This is a genomic window from Pseudomonas sp. GW821-FHT09C09 (genome assembly GCF_059418105.1).
The window spans coordinates 289,657-314,821 of record NZ_JBWKPF010000001.1; the positions used below are offsets into that span (position 1 = coordinate 289,657).

Here is a 25,165-nt window from a genome sequence, read left to right on the forward strand (position 1 = left end):
GTCCAGTCAGGTCGAACGTCTGCAACCGCCGGCAGTCAATCGCTTTACACCCGCTCGGGAATTGCCGCCATGAAGCGTCGCTACCGCTGGCCATTGTGGATCCTCGCCACTGTCGTTGTACTGCTGATCGCCCTGCACATCGCCCTGCCCTACGTCGTGCGCGACTATCTGAATGACAAGCTGGCCAACATGGGCGACTACCGTGGCCAGGTCACCGATGTCGATCTGGCTCTGTGGCGCGGCGCGTACAAGATCAACGGCCTGAAGATCGTCAAGGTCGACGGCAAGGTCCCGGTGCCGTTCGTCAACGCTCCGTTGATCGACTTGTCCGTCAGTTGGCATTCACTGTGGTACGACCATGCTGTGGTGGCCCAGGTGAAGTTCTTCAAACCTGAAGTCAACTTCGTCGATGGCGGTGCCAACAAGCAGAACTCCCAGACCGGTAAGGGCACCGACTGGCGCGCGCAGTTGGGCAAGCTGCTGCCGATCACCCTCGACGAAGTGCAGATCAATGACGGCCGCATCAGCTTCCGAAATTTCAACTCCAAGCCGCCTGTAAATATGAATGCCACGAACGTCGAGGCCAGTATTTACAACCTGACCAACGTCCTGGACACCAAGGGCAAGCGTGATGCCCGATTCGAAGGCAAAGCCCTGCTGCTAGGCCAGGCACCGCTGGAAACCTCGGCCACATTCGACCCGCTAAGCAATTTCGAAGACTTCGAGTTCCGCTTGCGAGCCCGCGATCTCGAACTCAAGCGCATGAACGACTTCGCATCGGCCTACGGCAAATTCGACTTCAACGCCGGCCACGGTGACGTGGTCATCGAAGCCCAGGCCAAAAAGGCCCAGCTCACCGGCTACATCAAGCCGTTGCTGCGCGACGTTGAAGTGTTCAACTGGCAACAGGATGTGGAAAACAAAAACAAAAGCATCTTCCGCTCAGTCTGGGAGGCACTGGTCGGCGGTACTGAAACCGTGCTGAAAAACCAGGCCAAAAACCAGTTCGCCACCAAGGTCGAACTCAGCGGCAGCGTCCATCAGCAAGATATCAGCGCGTTCGAAGCGTTTTTGCAGATTTTGCGCAATGGATTCATCCAGGCATTCAATGCCCGGTATGAGCGGCCGAAGCCGGATGCGGGTTGAGTCAACATGTGACGCCCCATTCAGAGACTGAATAAGCCGTCTGCGTTCACAGTCGACCGGGCCGCGCGTTATAGTCGGGCATCCGATTATTTCGCCCCCGCCCTGCCCGTTCAGGTCGGCGTTACCGTTCGAGGATTAGCAGATGAAGTTCGAAGGCACCCAGGCCTACGTCGCCACCGATGACCTGAAGCTGGCGGTCAACGCCGCCATCACCCTGGAGCGGCCGCTGCTGGTCAAGGGCGAACCGGGCACCGGCAAGACCATGCTCGCCGAGCAACTGGCCGAATCGTTCGGCGCCAAGCTGATCACCTGGCACATCAAGTCCACCACCAAGGCCCATCAGGGTCTGTACGAGTACGATGCGGTCAGCCGTCTGCGCGACTCGCAACTGGGCAATGAAAAAGTCCACGACGTGCGCAACTACCTGAAGAAGGGCAAGCTCTGGGAGGCGTTCGAGTCCGAAGAGCGCGTCATTCTGCTGATCGACGAAATCGACAAGGCCGACATCGAGTTCCCCAACGATCTGCTTCAAGAACTCGACAAGATGGAGTTCTACGTTTACGAGATCGACGAGACGATCAAGGCCAAGAAGCGTCCGATCATCATCATTACCTCCAACAACGAGAAAGAGCTGCCGGACGCCTTCCTGCGCCGCTGCTTCTTCCACTACATCGCCTTCCCCGATCGCAACACCCTGCAGAAAATCGTCGACGTGCACTACCCGGACATCAAGAAAGACCTGGTCAGCGAAGCGCTGGACGTGTTCTTCGACGTGCGCAAGGTGCCGGGCCTGAAGAAGAAGCCATCGACCTCGGAACTGGTGGACTGGCTGAAACTGCTGATGGCCGACAACATCGGCGAAGCGGTGCTGCGCGAGCGCGATCCGACCAAAGCCATTCCGCCGCTGGCCGGTGCGCTGGTGAAGAACGAACAGGACGTACAACTGCTGGAACGTCTGGCGTTCATGAGCCGTCGCGGCACCCGTTAAGAGGCTGACGCCATGTTGCTCAACCTGTTCAATGAAATGCGTGCAGCCAAGGTGCCGGTGTCGGTGCGCGAGCTGCTCGACCTGATCAACGCGCTGAAACAGCGCGTGACCTTCGCCGACATGGACGAGTTCTACTACTTGTCCCGGGCGATTCTGGTAAAGGACGAACGGCATTTCGACAAGTTCGACCGGGCGTTCGGCGCCTACTTCAACGGCCTGGAAAAGCTCGACGATCACTTGCAGGCGCTGATTCCCGAGGACTGGCTGCGCAAGGAATTCGAGCGTTCGCTGACTGATGAGGAACGCGCGCAGATCCAGTCCCTCGGCGGGCTGGACAAGCTGATCGAAGAGTTCAAGAAACGCCTGGAAGAACAGAAGGAACGTCACGCCGGCGGTAACAAATGGATTGGCACTGGCGGCACTAGCCCGTTCGGTTCCGGTGGCTTCAACCCGGAAGGCATCCGGGTCGGCGATGCCGGCAAGCGCCAGGGCAAAGCGGTGAAAGTCTGGGATCAGCGCGAGTACAAGAACCTCGACGACTCCGTGGAGCTGGGCACCCGCAACATCAAGGTCGCCCTGCGCCGCCTGCGCAAATTCGCGCGCCAGGGCGCGGCGGAAGAGCTGGATATCGACGGGACCATCGACCACACCGCCAAGGACGCAGGCCTGCTGAACATCCAGATGCGCCCGGAACGACGCAACACGGTGAAACTGTTGCTGCTGTTCGACATCGGCGGTTCGATGGACGCCCACGTGAAGATCTGCGAGGAACTGTTCTCGGCCTGCAAGACCGAGTTCAAGCATCTGGAGTACTTCTACTTCCACAACTTCATTTATGAGTCAGTGTGGAAGAACAACATGCGCCGCACCTCCGAGCGCACCTCGACCCAGGACCTGCTGCACAAGTACGGCGCCGACTACAAAGTGATCTTCATCGGTGACGCGGCCATGGCGCCCTATGAAATCACCCAGGCCGGCGGCAGCGTCGAGCACTGGAACGAAGAGCCGGGTTACGTGTGGATGCAGCGCTTCATGGAGAAATACAAGAAGCTCATCTGGATCAACCCGTATCCGAAAGACACCTGGGGCTACACCTCGTCGACCAACATCGTGCGGGATTTGATCGAGGATCAGATGTATCCGCTGACGTTGCGCGGGCTGGAAGAAGGGATGCGGTTTCTGTCCAAGTAATCAGGATTACTCCCCCGCCAGCGGCGGGGGAACGATCAAAAGCGCTTCAGATACTCAATATGCTCCCGGTGCGCGACGTCCTGCACCACCGGGCGCAATCTGACCTTCGCCCCCGGCAGACACTGCGCCAGGCGCGCCAGCGCCAACGGCGTCAACGCGCCCAATCTCGGGTAACCGCCAATGGTCTGCCGATCATTGAGCAACACGATCGGCTGCCCGTCCGGCGGCACCTGCACCGCGCCCAGCGGAATGCCCTCGGAAATCATCGGCTGGCCCTGATACTGCAACGCAGTCCCCAGCAGCCGAATGCCCATGCGATCGGCGCGACTGTCCAGCGTCCAGGCACTGTTGAAGGCATCGAACAGGCTCTGCCCGCTGAACTGACCAATCTGCGCGCCCAGCACCAGATCCAGTGGCGCATCGAGGCGCAGATCCGGTCGATGCTGAGCCGGGATCTCACGCACCAACAGGGTTTCGCCCTGATAGCTCAGCGAAGCCCCCTTGGCCAATGGCAAACCAAAACCATCAAGACCACCGAGTTCCTCGCGCACCACCGTCGCACTGCTGCCCAACACTTTCGGCGCGTTGAAACCGCCGGGCGCCGCCAGATAGGCCCGAGCCCCCAGCAATGGCTGGGTGAACTTCAAGGTCTGCCCTTTATACAGCTTGAAACTGCGCCACGGCGCCAGCGCTTCACCATCAATCTGCGCGCCCAGATCGGCACCGGCCAGCGCCAGCAGACAATCCTCTTGCGCCACCACCGCAAACCCGCCAAGGGTGATTTCGATCACCGGCAGATCCACGCCATTGCCCAGCAACCAGTTGGCCCAGGCCATTGACCGCCAGTCCACCGCGCCGCCCTGGGTCACGCCCAGATGGCGCACGCCGAAGCGCCCGGCATCCTGCAACAGGCACAGCGGTGTGCTCGCTTCAATCGTCAGTCGGCTCATGACAACTCCTCCAGAGATGTGTCATCACCGCCGAGGTTGATGAATTCTGCGTGGCTCACCGCTTCGAAGCGCACAGTATCGCCGGGCTGCATGAGGCTGTAGCCATCTCGCTCGCGGTCGAACAGTTTTGCCGGCGTGCGGCCGATCAGGTTCCAGCCACCCGGAGACACCACCGGATACGCTGCGGTCTGGCGCTCGGCGATACCGACGCTGCCGGCGGCGACTTTCTTGCGTGGTGTATTCAGACGCGGTGCCGCCAGGACCTCTTCCACCAGTCCCATGAAAGCGAAACCCGGCGCAAAACCCAGGGCGAATACCTGATATTCCCGGGCGCTGTGACGGCGGATCACTTCTTCCACCGACAACCCGCTGCGCTGCGACAACAGGCTCAATTCAGGGCCGACACTCAGGTCGTACCAGACCGGCAACACGTGGCCCTGGCCACCGGTTCGCGCATTCGGCGACAGGTCGATCAAGGCTTCGGCGATCAGTTCCCGGGCCTGACCCGGGTTCAATTCGGTCAGATCGTAATGCACCATCAACGTGGTATACGACGGCACCAGATCGATCAGATGCTCGCCGAACACCGTGCGCAACCGCTCGCTGGCGGCGAGCATCCACGGCATGTTGGTTTCGGCGATTTCATCGAACAGGCGCAGCATCAGGCAGTCCAGTGCCACCACTTCCACCCGCGGATTCATGGCGCGCTCTGCTCGTTCAAGGCCTGACGAATGCGCTGCACGGCCGCAACCGAACTGGCGTTGTCGCCGTGTACGCACAAGGTGTTGGCTTGCAGGTGCAGCGCGCTGCCGTCGCTGGCGGTGAGGTTGTCACCCCGGGCGATGGTCAGCGCTTGCCCGATGATGGTTTCGGCGTCGTGATGCACCGCGCCCGGCAGTTGCCGCGACACCAGTCGGCCAGCGCTGTCGTAGGCGCGGTCGGCGAAGGCTTCGAACCACAGGGTCACGCCGTATTCGTCACCGATCTGTTGCGCCGCAGTGTTGTCGCGGGTGGCCATCAGCATCAGCGGCAGGCTGCGGTCGTAAGCCGCGACGGCCTGAATCACCGCCCGCAACTGAGCCGGATTGGCCATCATGTCGTTGTACATTGCGCCGTGGGGTTTGACGTAACTGACCTTTCCACCCTGGGCACGGCAAATACCGTCGAGGGCGCCGATCTGGTAATGCAGGATGTCCTGCAGTTCCTGGGCGGTATACGCCATGGAGCGCCGGCCGAAACCAACCAGATCCTGATAGGCGGGATGCGCGCCGATCTGCACGCCATGGCTCAGGGCCAGGCTGACGGTCTTGCGCATGATGCCCGGGTCGCCGGCGTGGAAACCGCAGGCAATGTTGGCGCAATCGATGAACGGCATGACTTCCGCGTCCAGACCCATGGTCCAGCTGCCGAAGCTCTCGCCGATGTCACAGTTCAATAGCAGGCGGCTCACGGTGAACACTCCTGTAGCTTTTGTCTTTTTTTATCGTAGGGCGTTGTCGCAGGTTATCAGTTACTGCGCGTCCAGTTGCTTGCCACGGGTTTCCGGCAGGCTCAACGCCGCCAGGATCACCACGCCGTAGGACACGGCCGCGAAGGCACCGATGCCTACACTCAGCGGTACTTTCTGGCTGAGCAGCCCGATCAGCAGCGGGAACAGTGCTGCCAGCGCACGGCCGATGTTGTAGCAGAAGCCCTGGCCTGAGCCGCGAATCCGGGTTGGAAACAGTTCAGTCAGAAACGCCCCCATGCCACTGAAAATCCCCGAGGCAAAGAAGCCCAGCGGGAAACCCAGCCACAGCATCACGCCGTTGCTGACCGGCAATTGGGTGTAGAGCAGAACGATGGTGAACGAGCCGACCGCGAACAGGATGAAGTTCTTCTTGCGCCCCAGCAGGTCGGTCAAATAGGCGCTGATCACATAACCGGCGTAGGACCCGACGATCACCATCGCCAGATAACCGCCAGTGCCGAGTACGCTCAAGCCGCGTTCGTTCTTCAGAAAAGTCGGCAGCCAGGAGGTGATCGCGTAGTAACCACCGAGGGCACCCGTAGTCAGCAACGAGGCGCGGAACGTGGTGAAGAGCATGCCGGGGGCGAAGATCTCGTAGAACTTCGAAGGGCTTTCCGGGGTTTGTCTGGCCTTGGCTTCGCGATAGATCTCCGGGTCCTTCACCAGACGGCGGACGAAAATCACGAACACCGCCGGCACGATGCCAAGGATGAACAGCGCGCGCCAAGCATCTTCCGGTGGCAATACCGAGAACAGCAGCGCATAGAGAATTGCCGTCAGCCCCCAACCCAGTGCCCAACCCGATTGCACCATGCCTACTGCTTTGCCGCGGTCCTTGGCGCGGATCACTTCACCGATCAGCACCGCGCCGGCGGTCCACTCGCCGCCGAAACCGAAGCCCATCAGGGTGCGGGCGATCAACAGTTGCTCGTAGTTCTGGGCGAAACCGCAGAGGAAGGTGAAGAAGGCGAACCACAGCACCGTCAGTTGCAGGGTGCGCACGCGGCCGATGCGGTCGGAGAGAATCCCCGCCACCCACCCGCCGATGGCCGAGGCGATTAGCGTGCTGGTGTGAATCAGCCCGGCCTCACCGGTGGTGATGCCCCACATCGCGATCAGGGTCGGCACCACGAAGCTGAGCATCTGGGTGTCCATGCCGTCCAGACCGTAGCCGATCTTGCAGCTCCAGAAGGTGCGACGCTCCTGCTGATTGATGTTGCGATACCAGTCGAACGGGCCGGGACGGGCCGTGGTCTTGGGGAGGTCGAGGGTGTCGGGCGCACTCATGGCATGTCTCCGCAGGCTTTTATTGGTCTTGTTCGAAGCTCCGACGACGCCTATCGTGGGAACCGGATGCGTCGATTCTTGGGTGCGTCACCCGGTCGCGTCCAACGAATAAAAACCCGCCCAAGACATAAGAAAAATTTGTTGCCATGAACCTGAAGTTTCTCGAGACCTTCGTCTGGGTCGCCCGGCTGAAGAGTTTTCGCCTGACCGCCGACAAGCTGTTCACCACCCAGGCTTCGATCTCCAGCCGGATCGCGGTGCTCGAAGGCGAGCTTGGGGTGAAGCTGTTTGTGCGGGATTCGCGCGGCGTCAGCCTGACGCCGGAAGGTCTGAAAGTGCTGGACTATGCCGAGCAGATGCTCGACACGATGCAGGCGCTGAAGCAGTCCATCGAAACCCGATCGAGCAAGGTCGGCCGGGTGCGCATCGGGGTGATGGACACGGTGATTCACACCTGGCTCAGCCCGTTGGTGGCGCAGATGACCGATCTGTACCCACGGGTGGAAATCGAGCTGGTGGCAGATACCTCGCTGAACCTCTGCGATCAACTGCAAAAAGGCTTTCTCGATCTGATCCTGCAAACCGACCTGGTGCGCCATGAAAGCGTGCGCAGCCTGGAACTGGCCAGCCACCCCATCGGCTGGATCGTCGCCAGCAATTCAATCTACAACCGCGACTACGCAAACCTCGCTGACCTGGCGCAGGAGCGGATCATTACCTACTCGAAAAACTCCCGGCCGCATCAGGACATTCTGGCGCTGATGCAGGCCCAGGGCGTGCTGGCACCACGCTTGAACTGTGTGAATTCGGTGTCGGCGATCACCCGGCTGCTGCGCGACGGATTCGGCATTGGCGCACTGCCACCGGTGCTGGTGGCCGAAGAACTGGCGCGGGGCGAACTGACCCTGCTCGACATCGATCAACGGCCACCCGCTCTACAAGTGGTGGTGTCGTGGCGGGTCGGTGTGGAATGGGTCGAAGAGATTGTGACGCTGTGTCAGCAGGTGCTGGAGGGGTATGCGCGCAAGGTGGGCACGGATTACATCGTTCTGAGTTGATCGTTCCCACGGCGTGGGAACGATGCATCGAGGTTTACAGCCCGCGTACATCCCGGTCTTCGATCGGCCGGCTCTGGCGCAGGCGTTTGCCGCCCAACACTACCCAGTCGATCAGACGGAACAGGCATTCGAGGCCGAACGACAGCAGCAGCGCGCCGCTCATGCCCCAGATCATCGCCTCTGGCGTCAGCAGGATCTGGTAGCTGTAGCCATTCCAGGTTTCCTTGCGGATATCCGGATCGGCGGCCAGCACCACTTGCAGGAAGCGGATGTACCACGGCCCTTGCATCGCCTGGAATTGCTTGTCCAGCGCCAGCTGACGGTTGAGCAAGGTGCTCAGGCTGTCGGCATCGCTGCGAAACACCGGGTCCTCGCTGGCGCGATAGTGGGCGACCAGCGCCTGGATATCACCCTTGAAGAACTGCTCGGCAGTGCCCTGGAAGCCGCGCAGACCGGTCTGCGCCTCGATCAGATGCGCTTCGACCCGCTTGGCATAATCGTTGATGAACCCCGGCACCTGGACACCGATCAACAGGCCCGCCGCAAACAACACCAGCCGTAGATAACTGAGCAACATCGAGGAGAGATCCTTTATTCGGTCGTGCCCTGGCTTACGCATTCGCCGCGTCGCCACAGACTCCATTGGCCCGGTTCGTAGCGGGTCCAGGTTTCATTTTCGGTCAGAGGTTCGGTGGCAATCACCGTGACCACATCGTTGGGCGTGGTTTCGGCCTGGAAGTCGACGATCACATCGACGTCCTTGAGCCGCGCCGGGCCGAACGGTGCGCGCCGGGTGATCTGTGCCAGTTTGGTCGAGCAATAGCAGAACAGCCAGTCGCCGTCGCTGAGCAGGCAATTGAACACGCCTTTGCTGCGGTATTCGGCGCACGCGGCGACCAGATCCGGCAGCAGCACTTCTATATCGACCGGTTCCGGAAACGCTGCACGTACGCGGTTAAGCAAATCGCAGAACGCCGCCTCGCTGTCAGTATCGCCGACCGGGCGGTAGAAACTCTTGATCGGGGTGAAATCGGCGAGCTGGCCGTTGTGCGCGAAGCACCAGTTGCGCCCCCACAGCTCGCGGACGAACGGATGGGTGTTGGACAGGCAGACCTTGCCGACGTTGGCCTGACGGATATGACCGATCACCACTTCGCTCTTGATCGGATAACGCTGTACCAGATTGGCGACTTCCGACTCGCAGCTGGCCGCCGGGTCCTGGAACAGCCGCAGCCCGCGACCTTCATAGAAGGCGATGCCCCAGCCATCGCGGTGCGGACCGGTGCGCCCGCCGCGCTGCATCAGCCCGGTGAAGCTGAACACGATATCGGTCGGCACGTTGGCGCTCATGCCCAATAGTTCACACATGTGCGGGCTCTCGTGATTACAGACGCGGCTCGACGCGCCCGCGCTGCGGATTGCTCGGCAGCGGTGGACGGCCGTAACGATCATCGCCGGCACCGCCGAACGGTTGATCGCCATCACGCTCGTCTTCGGCACGGGCGGCTGCGCGGGCGGCCTCGGCCTGTTCCTTGCGCGCCTTCGAAGCGCGTTCGATCGGGAAGCGGATCAGTACGAAAATCAGGTACAGGCCGAACGCGATCATCGCGTACATGAGCAATTCGGAAATCGCCCGCCAGGCGTTGTTGCCGACCTTGAACGCCAGGTCCAGCGCGGTGATGGCGACGGCCGGGGCGAATTTTTCCTTCACCGGATCGATGATGGTCGGGCTGAACAGCAACACCGCCATCAGCACACGCAGCGGCTCGCGCAGCCAGCGCCACATCCAGCGGGTCATGCGCATCCATACCAACAGGCAGCCTACGGCAGCAAAGGCGTAGAGGCCCCAGGCGATCAGATAGTCGTTCTCGGTCATGGTGTCCATGGCAAGGCAGGCAAAGAGGCGCTTATAGTAACGACTTTTCGCACATCAGGCTTCCCCGCCGTCCGTGCGGTCCTCATTTGTCATGTTCGAGAGCCCTCCATGCCCGTATCCGCCAACGTCACCAGCGCCCCGATTGCCCGCAAGGATGCCGGTCACGACCCGTACGCTTGGCTGCAGGAACGCGACACCAATGCGGTGCTCGACTACCTCAAGGCCGAAAACGACTACCAGCAGGCACAGACCGCCGATCAGGCAGAGCTGCGCGAATCCCTGTTCGAGGAGATCAAGGGCCGGATCCTCGAAACCGACCTGTCCCTGCCGTCGCCGTGGGGACCGTATTTGTATTACACCCGCACCACGGCGGGTGACGAATACCCGCGCCACTACCGCTGCCCGCGCCCGGCCGACGACAGCCTGACCCTCGACGAAAGCCGCGAACAACTGCTGCTCGACCCGAACGCCCTGGCCAATAGCGGCTTTTTCTCCCTCGGCGCATTCAGCATCAGCCCGGATCACCAGCGTCTGGCCTACAGCGTCGATGCCTCGGGGGACGAGATTTACACGCTGTTCGTGAAGGAATTATCCAGCGAGCGTGTCAGCGAACTGGAATTCCAGGACTGCGACGGCAGCATGACCTGGGCCAACGACAGCCTGACGCTGTTTTTCGGCGTGCTCGACGACACCCATCGCCCGCACAAACTGTTCCGCTACCGCCTCGACGGCACCGCCGCCGAAGAGGTGTTCCACGAGCCGGACGGGCGTTTTTTCCTGCATTGCTACCGTGCCAGCTCCGAACAGCAATTGCTGTTGTCGCTCGGCAGCAAGACCACCAGCGAAGTCTGGGCGCTGGATGCCAATCAGCCGCACCAGCCGTTCACCTGTCTGGCGCCACGGGTCGAGGATCACGAATACGATGTCGACCACGGCAAACTCGACGGCGAATGGACCTGGTTCATCCGCACCAACCGCGACGGCATCAACTTCGCTCTGTATCAGGCGCCGGACACCGGCATCGCGCCGAGCGAAGCCGACTGGCAGAACCTGATTCCCCACAGTGATTCGTTGATGCTCGATGGCGTGACCCTCAACGCCGAAGCCCTGACCCTGAGCCTGCGCGAAGGCGGTTTGCCGATCATCGAAGTTCGCCCACACGGTCTGGCGCCTTATCGTGTGCAATTGCCGGACGCGGCCTACAGCCTCTATGTGCAAAACAGTCTGGAATTCGAAAGCGACCGCATTCGCCTGCGCTATGAAGCCTTGAACCGTCCGGCCCAGGTTCGACAACTGATCCTCGCTAGCGGCGAACAGGAAGTGCTCAAGGAAACCCCGGTGCTCGGCCCGTTCGACGCCGACGCCTACGTCAGTCAGCGCCTGTGGGCCACGGCCCCGGACGGCACGCTGGTGCCGATCAGTCTGGTGATGAAACGCGAAATGCTCGGCAAACCGGTGCCGCTGTACCTCTACGGTTACGGCGCCTACGGTTCGAGCCTCGATCCGTGGTTTTCCCACGCCCGCCTGAGCCTGCTGGATCGCGGCATGGCGTTTGCCATTGCCCACGTGCGCGGCGGCGGTGAACTGGGCGAAGCCTGGTATCGCGCCGGCAAGCAGGAGCACAAGCAAAACACCTTCAGCGACTTCATTGCCTGCGCAGAGTTCTTGATCCTCAACGGCATCACCACCGCGCCGCAACTGGCGATCAGCGGCGGCAGCGCCGGTGGCCTGCTGATCGGCGCGGTGCTTAACCAGCGCCCGGATCTGTTCGGCGTGGCGATTGCCGAAGTGCCGTTCGTCGATGTGCTCAACACCATGCTCGACCCGGATCTGCCGCTGACCGTCACCGAATACGACGAGTGGGGCAATCCGGAAGAGTCTGACGTCTACGAGCGAATCAAGGCCTACGCGCCGTACGAAAACGTCACTGCCCAGGCCTATCCCGCGACGCTGGTGATCGCCGGCTACAACGACAGCCGCGTGCAGTACTGGGAAGCGGCGAAGTGGGTGGCGAAACTGCGTGCGACCAAGACCGACAATAATCCGCTGCTGCTCAAGACCGAACTGGGTGCCGGCCATGGCGGCATGAGCGGGCGTTATCAGGGATTACGTGACGTAGCGCTCGAATATGCATTTGTTTTCAAGGTTCTGGGCATCGCCTGAGGAACTCCGCCGGTCACTTGGGTCTTAATTCCGGGCACCGGAAGCCGATAATCAAGTCGGCTCCCGGTGGCGAGCCTGTAACCCGACACAACAAAAAGACCGCGATGACATGTCAGAACCGACCTTACTGAACAACGAAATCCGTGACTGGCTGATGGACTGCGGCCTGTTCGATCAATTGCAACTGGCGGACTTCGCCGCTGCCTCGGGCTACTTCAGCATCAGCACCGTGGCCGAAGGCGAGGCGATCTTTCGCGAAGGCGATGCCGGCAGTTTCATGTGCATCATCCACACCGGCCAGGTGGCCGTGCAGAAAACCGGCGCTGACGGCCAGGTCATCACCATGGCCACTCTACGCAGCGGCCGGGCCTTCGGCGAAATGGCGGTATTGGATGGCGAACGCCGCTCGGCAACTTGTGTGGCGGCGAGCAACTGTCAGTTGCTCAACCTGGGCAAGGATTCACTGGAAAAAATGCTCAACGACGCGCCGAAGATCGCCGCCAAGATCATTCGCGCCCTCGCCGTTTCCCTGTCCAAACGCCTGCGCATGGCCGACGGCCAACTGGCGGCGCAACAGATCTAGCCGCCGGGGGATTTGGTTTTACCCTCGGGCTGTTCGATCCCCGGCAGCGGTTGATCCTTGGATGGCGGGCTGGGCATCTCGATCGGCACCAGCGGTGGCCCGCCACTGCCGGAGCCGGCCTTGGGAATCGATACCGGACTGATCTGCGGATACGGTGTCGGCGTTGCGGTGCCGGGCGAACCCGGTTGCGGGGTCGGGCTGGCGGGAATCGTCTGCTGGGCCTGCACTGCAGTAATCGAGAGCGCGGCCAGGGCAATGACCGTTAGAATGGTGCGCTTCATCAAGGGCTCCGTTGCCTGAAGTCTGCTCTCAGGCTACTCCCAACGGGCCCGCTTGCCTTCCCCCCTGTAGAGATTTCCATGAAACGTTTCGTTCTGCTCGACACCACGCCGATCCCTGACAACGGCGGCGCCCTGTGCCTGTTCGAGTATGGCGAGGACTTTGTCATCAAGATCCAGGGCGGCGATGGCGGGCAATTGATGAACACCCGCATGCACGGTTCCGAAGACGCACTGGCCGAGATCCCGTGCCGCAAGGTCGCCGGCCGACCGAACTCGCGGGTACTGATCGGCGGGTTGGGCATGGGCTTCACCCTCGCCTCCGCACTCAAGCATTTGGGCAAGAGCGCCGAAGTGGTGGTCGCCGAGCTGGTGCCCGGCGTGGTCGAGTGGAACCGCGGCCCGCTCGGTGAAAAGTCCGGACGCCCGCTGCTCGACCCGCGCACGGTGATCCGCCAGGAAGACGTGGCCAAGGTGCTGCAAAGCGAGCCGAACGGTTTCGACGCGATCATGCTTGACGTCGACAACGGCCCCGAAGGCCTGACCCAGAAAGCCAACAGCTGGCTGTATTCCGCCGCAGGCCTCGCCGCTTGCGCCAGGGCGATGCGGCCCAAAGGCGTGCTGGCGGTGTGGTCGGCCAGCGCCGACCGGCAGTTTTCCGACAAATTGAAGAAGGCCGGTTTCAAGGCCGAGGAAGTGCAGGTCTTCGCCCACGGCAACAAGGGCACCCGCCACACGATCTGGATTGCCGAGAAGCTCAAGGGCTGAGCTAAACTTGCGTCATAACCGTCATTAGTCTTTCTACAAAGGTGAACCCATGAGTTCGTCCACCCCGACCAACACTTCGAAGCTGGATCGCATCCTCGCCGACAACCAGCGCGACAAGGAAATGGGCTACCGCGACAAGGCCCTGAAGATGTACCCGCACGTCTGCGGCCGCTGCGCCCGTGAGTTTTCCGGCAAGCGCCTGAGCGAGCTGACCGTGCACCACCGCGATCACAACCACGACAACAACCCGCAGGACGGCTCCAACTGGGAACTGCTGTGCCTGTACTGCCACGACAACGAACACTCGCGCTACACCGACCAGCAGTATTTTGGCGAAGGCTCCCTGAGCACGCCGAAAATCGCCAAGGCCACGCACAACCCGTTTGCGGCGCTGGCCGGGTTGATGAAAAAAGAAGACTGAACCGTCCGCGATCATTCCCGCGCCGCGCGGGAATGATCGGTGCCGCCCTCTCCCAACCCCCGTATAATCGCCCTCTTTTTTCCGAAGGCACCCCGCTCGTGGCAGACAAACGGTACAGCTGCATTGGTTTGTATAACCCCAAATCACCGGAAAACGTCGGTTCGGTGATGCGCGCCGCAGGCTGCTACGGCGTGTCGACCGTGTTCTACACCGGCAAGCGCTATGAGCGCGCCGCCGATTTCGTCACCGACACCAAGCGCGTGCACTACGACATCCCGCTGATCGGCATCGACGACCTGAAAAAGATCCTGCCGCTCAACTGCGTCCCGGTCGCCGTGGAACTGGTCGACGGCGCCCGCCCGCTGCCGGAATACACCCACCCGGATCGCGCCCTGTACATCTTCGGCCCCGAAGACGGCTCGCTGGATCAAGAGATCCGCGACTGGTGCGAAGACGTCGTGTACATCCCGACCACCGGTTGCATGAACCTCGCCGCCACGGTCAACGTCGTGCTCTACGACCGCATGGCCAAAGGCTTGAACACCCGTTCCGGGCCGAAATTCCGCTGAACCGCCGCACATCCGATGGAACGAGCTGACCGCCCCGGCAGTCAGCTTGTTTATCCATCACTCATTGCCTGGAGAAAGATCATGACCGAGCTCAAACGCGTCGAGCGTATCGAATCCACCCCGTTCCAGACCCGTTCCGAACAGAACGTGGAAGGCTGGGAGCGCATCGGCTCGCTGGCCGGCGGCGTGATCATGGTCGGCAAAGGCCTGCGCCGTGGCGGCGTATTCGGGCTGCTTCAGGTGGCGATTGGCGGCGTGGCCATGGCCCGTGGCATCACCGGCCACAGCTCGGTGAAAAGCCTGCTGGAGAAAAGCCGTCAGGACATGAACAACGTGCGCACGAAGATCGAGCGCGCCGGTGAAGAGCTGAGCAAGCTCAAAGCCAATGCCGAAGCGGCGACCAAAACCGCCACGGTGACCGGCAATGATTCGGTGAAGTCGCCCAAAGCCGGGGTCTGATCGCTACTGAATCAATCCGCTATCAAGCACCTTGGACGACTCGCCGATGACACTCTCGGCAAGTTGTACAAATGCCTTGATGTCCACCGTCCCCAGATGCATCGCCCCGCGCAGCACATCATCCAGCGAGCGCTTGTTCCGGGTCTTCAGACGGATCTCGCGATCCAGCTCCTGTAACAGCAGAACCGCTTTGGAGACCTGCGCCGGGCTGATCTGCTCGCCGCGCAACGTCGTCACTTTCTGGCTGTCCTTCGCCAGTTTCACCTGATACGCCTGATAACGTTCGTCGCTCATGCCACCAGCACGACGCACCAGTTCGACCGCGTAATACTCGGCGAAGCCTTCCTTGATCCAGTCACTGCGCTGTTCGTCGTTGATCCGCCCGAACACCTGCGCCAGCTCACGGACCAAAGGGCTGCTGCCGCTCTCGCTGACCAGCGGCAACCGCGTGTTGAGGTAGATCGACTCCCGCGCTGCGAGGCTGCCGCGCCACATCGGGTCGTTGGCGCCGACGATCAGCAACTTGGTCGGATGGCGCGGATACACCGCCTGCACCTGCGGCCAGACGAACGTCAGCAGCGTCAGCACGTCCATCCGGCGCATGCCCTGCCCTTGCGGCGATGCCACGGTGACTTCGGTTTCACCCAGCCGCGTGCGGCGACTGCCGAGGTGCCCGGCGAGCATCCAGCCCGTGGGTCGGTCGAACAGACGGGACGGATTGTCGATGCGGAATTTGTTCTTGCCGATGCGCGGCCACGCGGTTTCGACGCTTTTCCAGCCGTCGGGCAGTTCGAATTGCAGGCGTGAGACCAGTTCAATGCCGTCCTGCTGATCGAGCTTCGCCGGCGGCACCAGTTCATCGCCGCGCATCAGCGCCCAGGTCGGGGTCATACGGGTGTCGAAGCTGCCGTTCTTGCGGCCGTGGCTGATGCGTACGCGGTAGGTCAGGCTGGCCTTGTCCGCCGTCGGGCGCCACACGCCGCGTGCCTGCTGGCCCGGCGTCAGTTGCCATTGGCCGTCGGCCTTGAAGTCGCTGTAGTGGCTGCCGTCGCCAAGGTCGAAATCCAGACTGCGCACGGCCTCGCCCTTGGCCAGGGTCAGGCGCACTTCGGCCTGATCGCTTTGCGGCATCAGCCGCACGTGGTAATCCAGATCGACCTTCTTTGCCGCCCACACCGGCGCGCTCAGCATCAGCAGTCCGACGATCAGCGTCCGGCGCAATCCCACAGCCATACACACTCCTTGTTGAAACTCGATCCTCGAAGCCTGGATCCTCGAGGGGCTTAGCCGGCGCGGAAAATCAGGTGATCTTCCCAATCGTCTTCCGGCACGCTGCCTTCGGCGAGCATGCGCCCGGACTGGGAAATCCGCTCGTGGTGCACGGCGTCGCGATCACCGCAGACCAGGTGATGCCACAACGGCAGGTCCTTGCCTTCGCTGACCAGCCGATAACCGCAGGTCGGCGGCAGCCATTTGAATTCTTCGGCCTGGCCGGGGGTGAGCTGGATGCAGTCCGGGACAAACTTGATGCGGTTCGGGTAATCGCTGCACTGGCAGGTTTTCAGGTCCAGCAGTTTGCAAGCGATGCGCGTGTAATAGACGCTGTTGTCTTCTTCATCCTCGAGCTTCTGCAGGCAGCACAGGCCACATCCGTCGCACAGCGATTCCCATTCCTCGTGATCCAGTTGATCGAGGGTTTTGCGTTTCCAGAACGGTTCGACTTTGGCGGCCATGGCTCAAGCATCAACATCAGGTGGTGAAAAGGCCGCCAGTCTAGTGCCCAGGGCCCCGTGGGCCAAGCGCTGGCGACTGCCGGTTGTGCAGGGCTTGTCAGTTTTTGCGCGGCCAAGTAGCTTTGCCTGTCTCAAGAAGCCCTGGCCGGATGCCATTAACGCTCGACCGCGTTGCATTCCGGTGAACTGCACGACTTCAGATACAGCCCCCATCGTTCAGCCCAACTGATCCCGCCGGGTTTTGCTTCAAATCACCCTCAAACGTAGCAAGGAATCTCTCAATGAGTGCCAACCCTCGCGTTGCCGAATACGCCATTCACCCGCAGTTCACCGATCGCTGGTCGCCCCGCGCCTTCACCGGCGAAGCGATTTCCGAGGAAACCCTGCTGAGCTTCTTCGAGGCCGCGCGCTGGGCGCCATCGGCGTACAACTCGCAGCCATGGCGTTTTCTCTACGCCCGTCGCGACACGCCGAACTGGGAGCGTTACCTGGGCCTGCTCAATGAATTCAACCGCAGCTGGGCGCAGCACGCTTCGGCGCTGGTGATCGTGATTTCGAAAACCACCTTTACCGCACCGGGCGCCAGCGAAGAAACACCGGCGCTGTGGCACACCTTCGACACCGGTTCCGCGTGGGGTCACCTGGCGCTGCAAGCGAGTCTGAGCGGCTGGCACACCCACGGCATGGCCGGCTTCGATCAGGAGCTGACCCGCAAGGAGCTGAACATTCCGCAAGGTTATGCGCTGCACGCCGCCGTTGCGGTGGGCAAGCTGGGTGACAAGGCAACCCTGGCGGATTACCTGCAAGCGCGGGAAACGCCGAGCCCGCGTCGTCCGCTGAGCGAGCTGGCGGCTGAAGGCGATTTCACCCTCTAATCCGTACCGCTGATCGTTCCCACGCAACGTGGGAACGATCTCTGAACTCAGTAACCGCGTGCGAAATCCACTTCCCCACGCAACGCTTCTCCCGCCTGATACGCCCGCAGGTTATTCAGAAACAACTGCACCATCATCGGCGGCGATGTCGGTGCCGAGCTGTGCCCGGTCAGCAGCAGGCCCCACGCGGTCCAGAACGGATGGCGTTGCGGCAGCGGCTCCTGGCGGCAGACGTCGATCACCGCGCCGGCCAGATGGCCTTCCTTCAGCGCTTCCACCAGATCCGCATCGACCACCGCCACACCACGCCCGGCGTTGATGAACAATCCGGTCGGCTTGAATTGCTTGAACAGCGCCGCATCGTAGATGTCGTGGGTGTGCTCGGTGTTGGGCAGCAGATTGACCACGTAATCCACTTCGCCCACCAGCCGTGGCAGATCCGCCATCGAACCGACTTCGACAAACGGCGCCTGCTCCCGGGCGCTGCTGGCGATGCCGTACAACTCGACGCCGAATGGCCGCAGGAACTGCGCCACGCTCTGGCCAATGTCACCGGTGCCGACGATCAGCACCTTGCGCCCGACCAGGCTCTGACCGGTGCGATTGTCCCATTTGCGCTCGACCTGGCTCACCAGCCGGGCCAGCACTTCGCGCTCATGACCGAGCATGTAGGTCAGCACGTACTCGGCCATCACCTGACCGAAAATGCCGACCGCCCGGGTCAGGCGGTAATCCCGGCGCAAGCCGTCGGCCAGCAGCGGCGTGATGCCGGCCCAGGTCGATTGCAGCCATTGTGGCTGGTGGCCCTGACGCAGCAGGGTCGCCAGCAGATCCGGCTGCCCCAGCCACACCGGGCAATCGACGGCCTGGCGAGCCAGTTCGGCGGAGTCACCGCTGGTCAGCACTTCAAGCTCCGGGGCCGCCTGACGCAGCAGTCGGGCGTATATCGCGTGGTCGTGTTCAGCAATCAGAACGCGCATCTTCAAACCTTTCGCAAACCGTGCAGACGGCCGTCCACTTCGTGGCAGTCGTCGCCGTAAAAACAGTTCCAGGGATTACAAGAGGCCCGGGACCGGGCCTCGCAGGTCAGACCGGGTCGTTGCGTCGCAGCAACTCTTCCGGCAAGTGCTCGATGTACTCTTCCTCGGCCGGTGGCATTTGCAGGTGGTAGCCCTGCTTGTCGAGGTTCTCCAGGACGACGGCGATGTCTTCGCTGGCCAGCTTGCGCTCGGGGGTCAGCACCAGATCGAAGGAATGCTTCGCCTTGCCGAACGCCGCCATCAGGCCTTCCGGCACACGCTCCAGCGCATCGCTTTTGAGCACGTAAAGGTACATGCCGCTTTTCTTCGAACTTTGGTAAATGGAGCAAATACGTTTCAAGGCTGTTCTCCGGCAGTGGCCAGGCTGTCGAGCAGCTTCTGGCCCATCAACTCGCGGCGCCAGCCACGCAGCGAATCAGGCAATTGGTAAGGCCCCTCGGGGAAGCCGCTTTTGACCAGGGCTTCGAGGGTTTTCTTGCGCAGCATCAGTTCCGGTGCGATGCCCAGGCGTTCAGCTTCGGCCTGGCCCAGGGCGCGCAGTTGCTTGATCAGCGCGGCGGCTTCGATCGGCAGCGGCTCCGGCACGGCTGGCGGCCACTGATCAGGCCCCACACTGCCAGAGCGCTTGATCAGATCAAGCAGAAACTCGCCGTCCTGACGCACGGTACGCGGATGCATGTCTTCGATCTTGCCCAGCGCACTGAGGTTGTCCGGTTGCGTGCGGGCCAGCGGCCACAACGAATGCTCACGGACGATACGGTTGCGCGGCAGGTCGCGGGCGCGGGCCTCGCGCTCACGCCAGGCGCACAGCTCGCGCAGAACGGCGAGTTGCGCACGGGACAGTTTCCACGCCAGCTTCGCCTCGCGGTACACCTCGTACGGATCGGTCTCGCGACGCAGGTTGGCGACCAGTTCGGCGCCGTCCTCCAGCACCCAGGCGTATTTGTCGTCGGACAGTTTCGGACGCAGCTGTACGAAAACTTCCGCCAGATGCACGGCATCTTCTGCCGCATAGCTGATTTGCGTGTCAGACAACGGACGCTGCAACCAGTCGGAACGGGTTTCGCCCTTCGGCAGTTCGATGCCGAGCACTTCCTGCACCAGACGCGAATAACCCATCGAGAACCCGAGGTTCAGATAGGCCGCAGCCAATTGCGTGTCGAACAGCGGCGCCGGCAGGCTGCCGGTCAGGCGCAGCAGGACTTCGAGGTCTTCGCTGCAGGCGTGCAGGACTTTGAGCACCGCCGGGTTTTCCAGCAACGCCGCCAGCGGTTGCCAGGCGTCAATGGTCAGCGGGTCGATCAGATAGGCGCGTTTGCCGTCGCCGACCTGCAACAGACCGGCAATCGGGTAGAAGGTGTCGACCCGCATGAATTCGGTGTCGAGGGCAACGAAAGGCAGCTGCTGCCACTCGGCGCAAAACTGCGCGAGGCTATCGTTGTCGCGAATCCAGTGAATATCGATGGCCACACGGCTCTCCCTTCAAGAATGGCGCGCAGTATATATCGCCACCGGCGCTTTCCGCGCCTGTGCAGGGCAAGAGCGTTGATGAAATCTCCTGCCTGCCAGCAAGAATAGTCTTACAGAACAATTCCGACGGATCAGTCCTTGGCCAATACACCGTCGATGACCGCACCACGGCAACCGGCAAACAGATCCAGATCGTGCTGATAGACCTTGCTCTGCACTTCCAGCAGACCGAGCATCGAATGAAACAGGTTGTCCTGGCTCAGCGGCTTGTCGCGGCTCATTTGCAGGCAATGGGTGTCGACCGAGTAGGACTTCTGATAGCTGTCGGAGAACCAGGCCAGCATCGCCACATGTTTCTGCTGTTCCGGCGCCAGCATGTACGGCGTGCCGTGCAGGAACAGGTTGTACTCGCCCAGGGACTCGCCGTGATCGGAGAGGTACAGCATGGCGGTATCGACTTTTTCCTGATTGCTGCGCAAGACATCGATCAGGCTCGACAACACATGGTCGGTGTACACCAGCGTGTTGTCGTAACCGTTGACGATGCTTTCGCGGCTGCAATTGTTCAGCGCGTTGCTTTCACACACCGGCGTGAAGTGCTCGTATTCCTTGGGATAACGCTTGAAGTATTCCGGGCCGTGGCTGCCCATCTGGTGCAGCACCAGCACGGTGTCCTTGTCCAGGTGATCGATGAAACTCTGCAGGCCTTGCAGGAGGATTTCGTCGCGGCATTCGCTGTTTGCGCACAGGGCCGGGTCTTTCAGGTTGCTGACGTCCTGCAGGGTGACGCGATCGCAGGTGCCCTTGCAGCCCGACTGGTTGTCGCGCCAGATCACATCGATGCCGGCGCGCTTGAGCACGTCCAGCAGCCCTTCCTGATTCTTCGCCTTGCTGGCGTCGTAATCCTGGCGACTCATGTTGGAGAACATGCACGGCACCGAGACCGCAGTTTCCGTACCGCAGGAATGCACGTCGGTGAAGGCGATCAGGCCGGCCTCCTTGTCCAGTTTCGGCGTGGTGTCGCGGTTGTAACCGAGGATGCCGAAGTTCTCCGCCCGGGCACTTTCCCCTACCACCAGCACGGTCAGCGACTTGCGCGGACGGTTTTGCAGTGCAGGGTTGCGCTGGGCGTCTTCGCCGATCTGGATGAACGGTTGCCGGGCGGATACCACCTGCTCGCGCAGATAGCCGGCCGATGCACCGATGTAGTTGCTCGGCACCAGCATCAGGCGCAATTCGTGGTGGTTGCGAAACAGCGAAGACAAGCCTTGATAGTTGGCCAGTGCCACGCCACCAATAACAGCGACCGATGCTGCACATACCACAACTTTGCTTAATAACTCTCGGTGCCAGCGACGATATTCAACGGGCAACTTCCACAACAACCACGACGGCAGTACGCCCAAAAACAATAGATAGGCGAACAACTTCAACGACAGCAGATCACGAACTTCCGTGGCATTGGTTTCAGCAAAGTTGCGAAACATGCCGGCGTCAATCATCACGCCATACTGGCTCATGAAATAAGCGACACCGGCACTGATCAGAAACAGCGCCGTCAACACCGGTTTCAATACCGGGCGAAACGCCAGAAAGGTCAGCACGATGTTGTAGGCCGCGAAGATCATCACCCCGAACGCAATGCCCATGGCGATGCCGTCGGCAGCGGTAATCTCGAGGAGATGTTGCCAAAGTACGAAATTGAATCCGATCAAAAGAAAGGCGCTGGCAAACAACGTCACCCATTCCGGGCGCACGGCTTTTAACTTCAACATATGAGGGGGGCTATTTCCTGAAAAGAAGCGCCGTGGCCAATTGTGAAAACTTCATTGACCCGGGCAATGAAAACTCTACGTAGCCCCCCATCAATTTTTTGTGAAAAAGAAGCCAACGATTAGTTGGCTCATGAAATAACCATGAAACCTGAACATTCGTCAGGTGTGATTCAGTAAAAAATTACAGCTCGCTCCGGAAGAGCGCACGGGAGGCGTATCGACTTTTTAAATACCCCTCGGGATTTTCTGATTTGCCGGCGCCGGTAGCGCGCCCGCCTAATCGACGGCCTCTGATTCAAAGGTTTGAAGATGGAAAACGTTCGCGCCACTGCCCGCCTCGCCGTCTGGCTGATGCTCGGCATCGTCCTTGTCGCCCTTAACCTGCGCCCGTCGATGGCCGCCGTCGGGCCTTTGCTGTCGGCGATTCGTGGCGACATTCCGCTGAGCTTCAGCCTGGCCTCGCTGCTGACCATGCTGCCGGTGATGGCCATGGGGCTGGCGATGTTTTTCGGAATCGGCATCAGCCATCGTCTGGGCGAGCGGCGCACAGTGGTGCTGTCGTTGCTGATCATCGGTGTGGCGACCTTGTCGCGGCTGTTTCTCGACTCGGCGGCACAACTGATCGTCAGCGCCGTGCTCGCCGGGATCGGCATCGCGCTGATTCAGGCCTTGATGCCGGCACTGATCAAGTCGAGGTTTCCCGACAACGTGGCGCTGTGCATGGGGCTGTATGTCACGTCGATCATGGGCGGCGCCGCGCTGGCCGCTTCGTTCGCACCTCAGGTGATGCTCGGTACCGGCAGTTGGCGGGCAGGGCTGGCGATCTGGGCGGTACTGGCGCTGCTCGCGTTGCTGTTCTGGTTGTCACAACGCGATGACGTACCTTCCGTCACCACCACTGCCGCGAAGAAAGAGGCCTTCTTCACCCACTCCCGCGCCTGGCTGCTCGCCATCTTCTTCGGTCTTGGGACAGCGTCCTACACCTGTGTACTCGCGTGGCTGGCGCCGTACTACGTGGAAAACGGCTGGAGCGAACAGAACGCCGGCCTGCTGTTGGGTTTTCTGACGGCCATGGAAGTGATTTCCGGTCTGGTGGTTCCCGCTATCGCCAACCGCAGCCGTGACCGGCGTCTGGTGCTGGGTGCCCTGTTGGTGCTGATCATCGCCGGGTTCTGCGGCCTGATTCTCAGCCCGCAACATCTGAGCCTGCTCTGGCCATGCCTGCTGGGCCTGGGGATTGGCGGGTTGTTTCCGATGAGCCTGATCGTCTCCCTCGATCACCTCGACAACCCGCAGCGCGCCGGCGGGCTGACCGCGTTCGTACAAGGCATCGGCTACCTGATTGCCGGCCTGTCGCCGCTGTTGGCCGGGATGATCCGCGATCGACTGGGCAGCTTCGAATGGGCCTGGTGGTCGCTGACGGCGGTGATGGTGGTCATGCTGCTGATCGTGCTGCGTTTCGACCCTCGCCAATACGCCCGGCACTTTCGCTGATCGGGCGTTGTGCACGGTGCTTCACCCCTCTGGCTAAAGGCTTCTGGCCATCTTTTACAGGATCGTTTTGACACGTCGTATTACTAAAACTTTCTGTCCCACAACTGTCCGTGAAAAATCCTACAGGGCTTTCTCCTGGCACCATCGTTCCGTTACGATCATGCGCACACGTTTGCGCGGATTCGGCGCAAGGAGCACAGCGAGACAGAACGGATGCTGAACAGTAACTTGCTTAGAAAGCTCGACATGCAGGATCTCATGGTGTTTGTCGCCGTGTATGAGCAAAGCAGCGTCACCGATGTGTCGGAGGCGCTGTTTGTCAGTCAGTCCACCGTCAGTTACTGCCTGAAGAAACTGCGTACCAGTTTCGAAGACGAATTGTTCGTCAACACCCGCACGGGCATGCGCCCGACCTACAAGGCCAGCAGCATGTATGGCCATGTGCAGAAAATCCTCGAAAGCATCAACCTGTGCCACGCCGGCGCCCCGACCTTCGACCCGATGGCGCAACCGGTGACCTTCAACATCTGCGCCCCGGAATACTTCGAGCAACTGATCCTGCCGCGCATGCTCAAGCGTTTCGACTTCGACGATCTGCCGGTGATGGTCAACATGCACAAGTTCGAAACCGACGTACCGGCGCAAGAGTTACGCGATGGCAGCCTCGATCTGGTGATCTGTTTCGGCCCGCATTTCCACCGCAGTCATACCGACCTGAAATCGCGGATGCTGCTGGAAGATGATCTGGTCTGTGTCTTCGACAAACGTGCGACGCCACTGGAGCCGCGCCTCAGCCTGCAAGCCTTCACCGAACGCCGGCATGTGTTCCCGACGCCCTGGACGTCCACCACCAACATGGTCGATGGCTGGCTGGCGCGGCAGGCACAGAAGCGCCAGATCGTCGCGCGCTCCAACAGCTACAGCGCGGCGTTGAAGATGATCACCGGCACCGATTTCATCCTCACCCTGCCCCGGCGGATCCAGCGCCTGCTGACCAACGACGCGGTGTTCAATCACTGCGAAGCCCCCAATGGCCTGCCGGGGTTCACCCTCGACATGCAGTGGAGCCACAACGTCGATCAGGACAGCGCCAACCTCTGGCTGCGCGAGCAGGTCATCAAGACCTGCGCGGAGCTGGAGGCGGCCTGAGTCTTACACGCCGATGGCGACTTTGCTGTAGGACTCGCGGTCGATATCGAGCAGTTCCACGCTCAACTGCACTTCGACACCGGCCGGCCACTCGCACAGGTCCTGAAGCACCGCCAACAGGTTTTGCGAGAGTTGCTTCTTGATCTCCGGGGAACGACCGCTGAGCAGCGCCAGCCTCACCGCCACAAAGGCCCGCTCGCTCATGGCAGTGCCGACCTTGAAAGTTTCGACCTTGACCGCACGGCTCTTGATATCGAACTCCGCCGCGAACTGACCGGAACCCACCAGGGTGTTGTTGAGCCGGATCAACGCCACATCGGCGTTCAGTTGCGGCAGGTTGGCGGTGTATTCCATGTGCAGGTGTGGCATCGAAAGACTCCAG

28 protein-coding genes are annotated in these 25,165 nt (G+C 61.2%); 13 read left to right on the forward strand and 15 right to left on the reverse strand.

Annotated features, from left to right (window positions below; translation table 11 throughout):
- Positions 1-69 precede the first annotated feature (69 nt).
- The 3 genes from AC07NR_RS01345 (at position 70) to AC07NR_RS01355 (ending at position 3,325) form a co-directional block, all read left to right on the forward strand.
- Complete coding sequence (locus tag AC07NR_RS01345; RefSeq protein ID WP_495077654.1) at positions 70-1,146, forward strand: DUF748 domain-containing protein; 1,077 nt, start codon at positions 70-72, stop codon at positions 1,144-1,146.
- Positions 1,147-1,288: 142 nt separating this feature from the next.
- Positions 1,289-2,134, forward strand: coding sequence for an AAA family ATPase (locus tag AC07NR_RS01350; RefSeq protein ID WP_085710298.1), 846 nt, complete (start codon positions 1,289-1,291; stop codon positions 2,132-2,134).
- 12 nt (positions 2,135-2,146) lie between these two features.
- Positions 2,147-3,325: a vWA domain-containing protein gene (locus tag AC07NR_RS01355; protein WP_007956512.1), complete on the forward strand. Its 1,179-nt coding sequence runs from the start codon at positions 2,147-2,149 to the stop codon at positions 3,323-3,325.
- 35 nt (positions 3,326-3,360) lie between these two features.
- On the opposite strand, the gene AC07NR_RS01360 is transcribed toward AC07NR_RS01355, so the two are convergent.
- From AC07NR_RS01360 to AC07NR_RS01375, 4 genes are read right to left on the reverse strand one after another with little or no spacing between them, the layout of a single operon-like run.
- Positions 3,361-4,275: a 5-oxoprolinase subunit C family protein gene (locus tag AC07NR_RS01360; RefSeq protein ID WP_495077655.1), complete on the reverse strand. Its 915-nt coding sequence runs from the start codon at positions 4,273-4,275 to the stop codon at positions 3,361-3,363.
- The gene (locus AC07NR_RS01365; RefSeq protein ID WP_495077656.1) at positions 4,272-4,976 is read right to left on the reverse strand and encodes a 5-oxoprolinase subunit B family protein; all 705 of its coding nucleotides are present in this window, start codon (positions 4,974-4,976) and stop codon (positions 4,272-4,274) included. Before AC07NR_RS01365 ends, AC07NR_RS01360 begins: the two co-directional genes overlap by 4 nt.
- Positions 4,973-5,725 (reverse strand): 5-oxoprolinase subunit PxpA, encoded by a 753-nt coding sequence (locus tag AC07NR_RS01370; RefSeq protein ID WP_495077657.1) that lies wholly within the window; start codon positions 5,723-5,725, stop codon positions 4,973-4,975. Before AC07NR_RS01370 ends, AC07NR_RS01365 begins: the two co-directional genes overlap by 4 nt.
- 60 nt (positions 5,726-5,785) lie before the next feature.
- Positions 5,786-7,072 carry an MFS transporter gene (locus AC07NR_RS01375; protein ID WP_495077658.1) on the reverse strand — a complete coding sequence of 429 codons (1,287 nt, stop codon included), beginning with the start codon at positions 7,070-7,072 and terminating at the stop codon, positions 5,786-5,788.
- 146 nt (positions 7,073-7,218) lie between these two features.
- Between AC07NR_RS01375 and AC07NR_RS01380 the strand changes: the two genes are divergently transcribed.
- Positions 7,219-8,130 (forward strand): LysR family transcriptional regulator, encoded by a 912-nt coding sequence (locus AC07NR_RS01380; RefSeq protein ID WP_408986313.1) that lies wholly within the window; start codon positions 7,219-7,221, stop codon positions 8,128-8,130.
- A gap of 34 nt (positions 8,131-8,164) precedes the next feature.
- On the opposite strand, the gene AC07NR_RS01385 is transcribed toward AC07NR_RS01380, so the two are convergent.
- From AC07NR_RS01385 to AC07NR_RS01395, 3 genes are read right to left on the reverse strand one after another with little or no spacing between them, the layout of a single operon-like run.
- Positions 8,165-8,707, reverse strand: a complete 543-nt coding sequence (locus AC07NR_RS01385) for a DUF2937 family protein (RefSeq protein ID WP_007956487.1) — start codon at positions 8,705-8,707, stop codon at positions 8,165-8,167.
- Between the two features lie 14 nt (positions 8,708-8,721).
- Entirely contained in the window at positions 8,722-9,498 is a 777-nt protein-coding gene (locus AC07NR_RS01390; RefSeq protein ID WP_003222625.1) for a class II glutamine amidotransferase, read from the reverse strand.
- A 16-nt stretch (positions 9,499-9,514) separates the two neighbouring features.
- Positions 9,515-10,015 (reverse strand): MFS transporter, encoded by a 501-nt coding sequence (locus tag AC07NR_RS01395; RefSeq protein ID WP_085710282.1) that lies wholly within the window; start codon positions 10,013-10,015, stop codon positions 9,515-9,517.
- A 99-nt stretch (positions 10,016-10,114) separates the two neighbouring features.
- Between AC07NR_RS01395 and AC07NR_RS01400 the strand changes: the two genes are divergently transcribed.
- Together AC07NR_RS01400 and AC07NR_RS01405 are read left to right on the forward strand one after the other, a co-directional pair.
- Positions 10,115-12,169 carry a S9 family peptidase gene (locus tag AC07NR_RS01400; RefSeq protein ID WP_495077659.1) on the forward strand — a complete coding sequence of 685 codons (2,055 nt, stop codon included), beginning with the start codon at positions 10,115-10,117 and terminating at the stop codon, positions 12,167-12,169.
- A 109-nt stretch (positions 12,170-12,278) separates the two neighbouring features.
- The gene (locus AC07NR_RS01405) at positions 12,279-12,752 is read left to right on the forward strand and encodes a cyclic nucleotide-binding domain-containing protein (protein ID WP_085710279.1); all 474 of its coding nucleotides are present in this window, start codon (positions 12,279-12,281) and stop codon (positions 12,750-12,752) included.
- Here AC07NR_RS01405 and AC07NR_RS01410 read toward each other — a convergent pair.
- Positions 12,749-13,033 (reverse strand): hypothetical protein, encoded by a 285-nt coding sequence (locus tag AC07NR_RS01410; RefSeq protein WP_114881811.1) that lies wholly within the window; start codon positions 13,031-13,033, stop codon positions 12,749-12,751. The genes AC07NR_RS01405 and AC07NR_RS01410 overlap by 4 nt on opposite strands.
- 78 nt (positions 13,034-13,111) lie before the next feature.
- On the opposite strand from AC07NR_RS01410, the gene AC07NR_RS01415 reads away from it, so the two are divergent.
- The 4 genes from AC07NR_RS01415 (at position 13,112) to AC07NR_RS01430 (ending at position 15,247) form a co-directional block, all read left to right on the forward strand.
- On the forward strand, positions 13,112-13,798 hold the full coding sequence (locus AC07NR_RS01415; RefSeq protein WP_085648590.1) for a spermine/spermidine synthase domain-containing protein: 687 nt from the start codon (positions 13,112-13,114) through the stop codon (positions 13,796-13,798).
- A gap of 49 nt (positions 13,799-13,847) precedes the next feature.
- Positions 13,848-14,219 carry a YajD family HNH nuclease gene (locus AC07NR_RS01420; protein WP_007944009.1) on the forward strand — a complete coding sequence of 124 codons (372 nt, stop codon included), beginning with the start codon at positions 13,848-13,850 and terminating at the stop codon, positions 14,217-14,219.
- Positions 14,220-14,317: 98 nt separating this feature from the next.
- Positions 14,318-14,788 (forward strand): RNA methyltransferase, encoded by a 471-nt coding sequence (locus AC07NR_RS01425; protein ID WP_007958066.1) that lies wholly within the window; start codon positions 14,318-14,320, stop codon positions 14,786-14,788.
- An 81-nt stretch (positions 14,789-14,869) separates the two neighbouring features.
- The gene (locus AC07NR_RS01430; RefSeq protein ID WP_495077660.1) at positions 14,870-15,247 is read left to right on the forward strand and encodes a YgaP family membrane protein; all 378 of its coding nucleotides are present in this window, start codon (positions 14,870-14,872) and stop codon (positions 15,245-15,247) included.
- Between the two features lie 3 nt (positions 15,248-15,250).
- Here the strand turns inward: AC07NR_RS01430 and AC07NR_RS01435 are convergent, their stop codons facing one another.
- Together AC07NR_RS01435 and AC07NR_RS01440 are read right to left on the reverse strand one after the other, a co-directional pair.
- Positions 15,251-16,480, reverse strand: a complete 1,230-nt coding sequence (locus tag AC07NR_RS01435) for a hypothetical protein (protein WP_495077661.1) — start codon at positions 16,478-16,480, stop codon at positions 15,251-15,253.
- 50 nt (positions 16,481-16,530) lie between these two features.
- Positions 16,531-16,980: a YcgN family cysteine cluster protein gene (locus AC07NR_RS01440; RefSeq protein ID WP_003222605.1), complete on the reverse strand. Its 450-nt coding sequence runs from the start codon at positions 16,978-16,980 to the stop codon at positions 16,531-16,533.
- A 281-nt stretch (positions 16,981-17,261) separates the two neighbouring features.
- Between AC07NR_RS01440 and AC07NR_RS01445 the strand changes: the two genes are divergently transcribed.
- Entirely contained in the window at positions 17,262-17,855 is a 594-nt protein-coding gene (locus AC07NR_RS01445) for a nitroreductase family protein (RefSeq protein WP_230736043.1), read from the forward strand.
- Between the two features lie 47 nt (positions 17,856-17,902).
- Here AC07NR_RS01445 and AC07NR_RS01450 read toward each other — a convergent pair whose 3' ends face one another.
- From AC07NR_RS01450 to AC07NR_RS01465, 4 genes are all read right to left on the reverse strand, one after another.
- Positions 17,903-18,835: a D-2-hydroxyacid dehydrogenase gene (locus AC07NR_RS01450; protein WP_495077662.1), complete on the reverse strand. Its 933-nt coding sequence runs from the start codon at positions 18,833-18,835 to the stop codon at positions 17,903-17,905.
- A 106-nt stretch (positions 18,836-18,941) separates the two neighbouring features.
- On the reverse strand, positions 18,942-19,235 hold the full coding sequence (locus tag AC07NR_RS01455) for a YcgL domain-containing protein (protein WP_085703814.1): 294 nt from the start codon (positions 19,233-19,235) through the stop codon (positions 18,942-18,944).
- The gene (gene rnd / locus AC07NR_RS01460) at positions 19,232-20,365 is read right to left on the reverse strand and encodes a ribonuclease D (RefSeq protein WP_085710266.1); all 1,134 of its coding nucleotides are present in this window, start codon (positions 20,363-20,365) and stop codon (positions 19,232-19,234) included. Before rnd ends, AC07NR_RS01455 begins: the two co-directional genes overlap by 4 nt.
- Positions 20,366-20,496: 131 nt before the next feature.
- Complete coding sequence (locus AC07NR_RS01465; RefSeq protein WP_495077663.1) at positions 20,497-22,140, reverse strand: phosphoethanolamine transferase; 1,644 nt, start codon at positions 22,138-22,140, stop codon at positions 20,497-20,499.
- 309 nt (positions 22,141-22,449) lie between these two features.
- On the opposite strand from AC07NR_RS01465, the gene AC07NR_RS01470 reads away from it, so the two are divergent.
- Positions 22,450-23,634: a cyanate transporter gene (locus AC07NR_RS01470; RefSeq protein ID WP_495077664.1), complete on the forward strand. Its 1,185-nt coding sequence runs from the start codon at positions 22,450-22,452 to the stop codon at positions 23,632-23,634.
- Positions 23,635-23,847: 213 nt separating this feature from the next.
- Complete coding sequence (locus tag AC07NR_RS01475) at positions 23,848-24,783, forward strand: LysR family transcriptional regulator (protein ID WP_085710261.1); 936 nt, start codon at positions 23,848-23,850, stop codon at positions 24,781-24,783.
- Between the two features lie 3 nt (positions 24,784-24,786).
- On the opposite strand, the gene AC07NR_RS01480 is transcribed toward AC07NR_RS01475, so the two are convergent.
- Positions 24,787-25,152 carry a 5-carboxymethyl-2-hydroxymuconate Delta-isomerase gene (locus AC07NR_RS01480; RefSeq protein ID WP_192553054.1) on the reverse strand — a complete coding sequence of 122 codons (366 nt, stop codon included), beginning with the start codon at positions 25,150-25,152 and terminating at the stop codon, positions 24,787-24,789.
- Positions 25,153-25,165 lie beyond the last annotated feature (13 nt).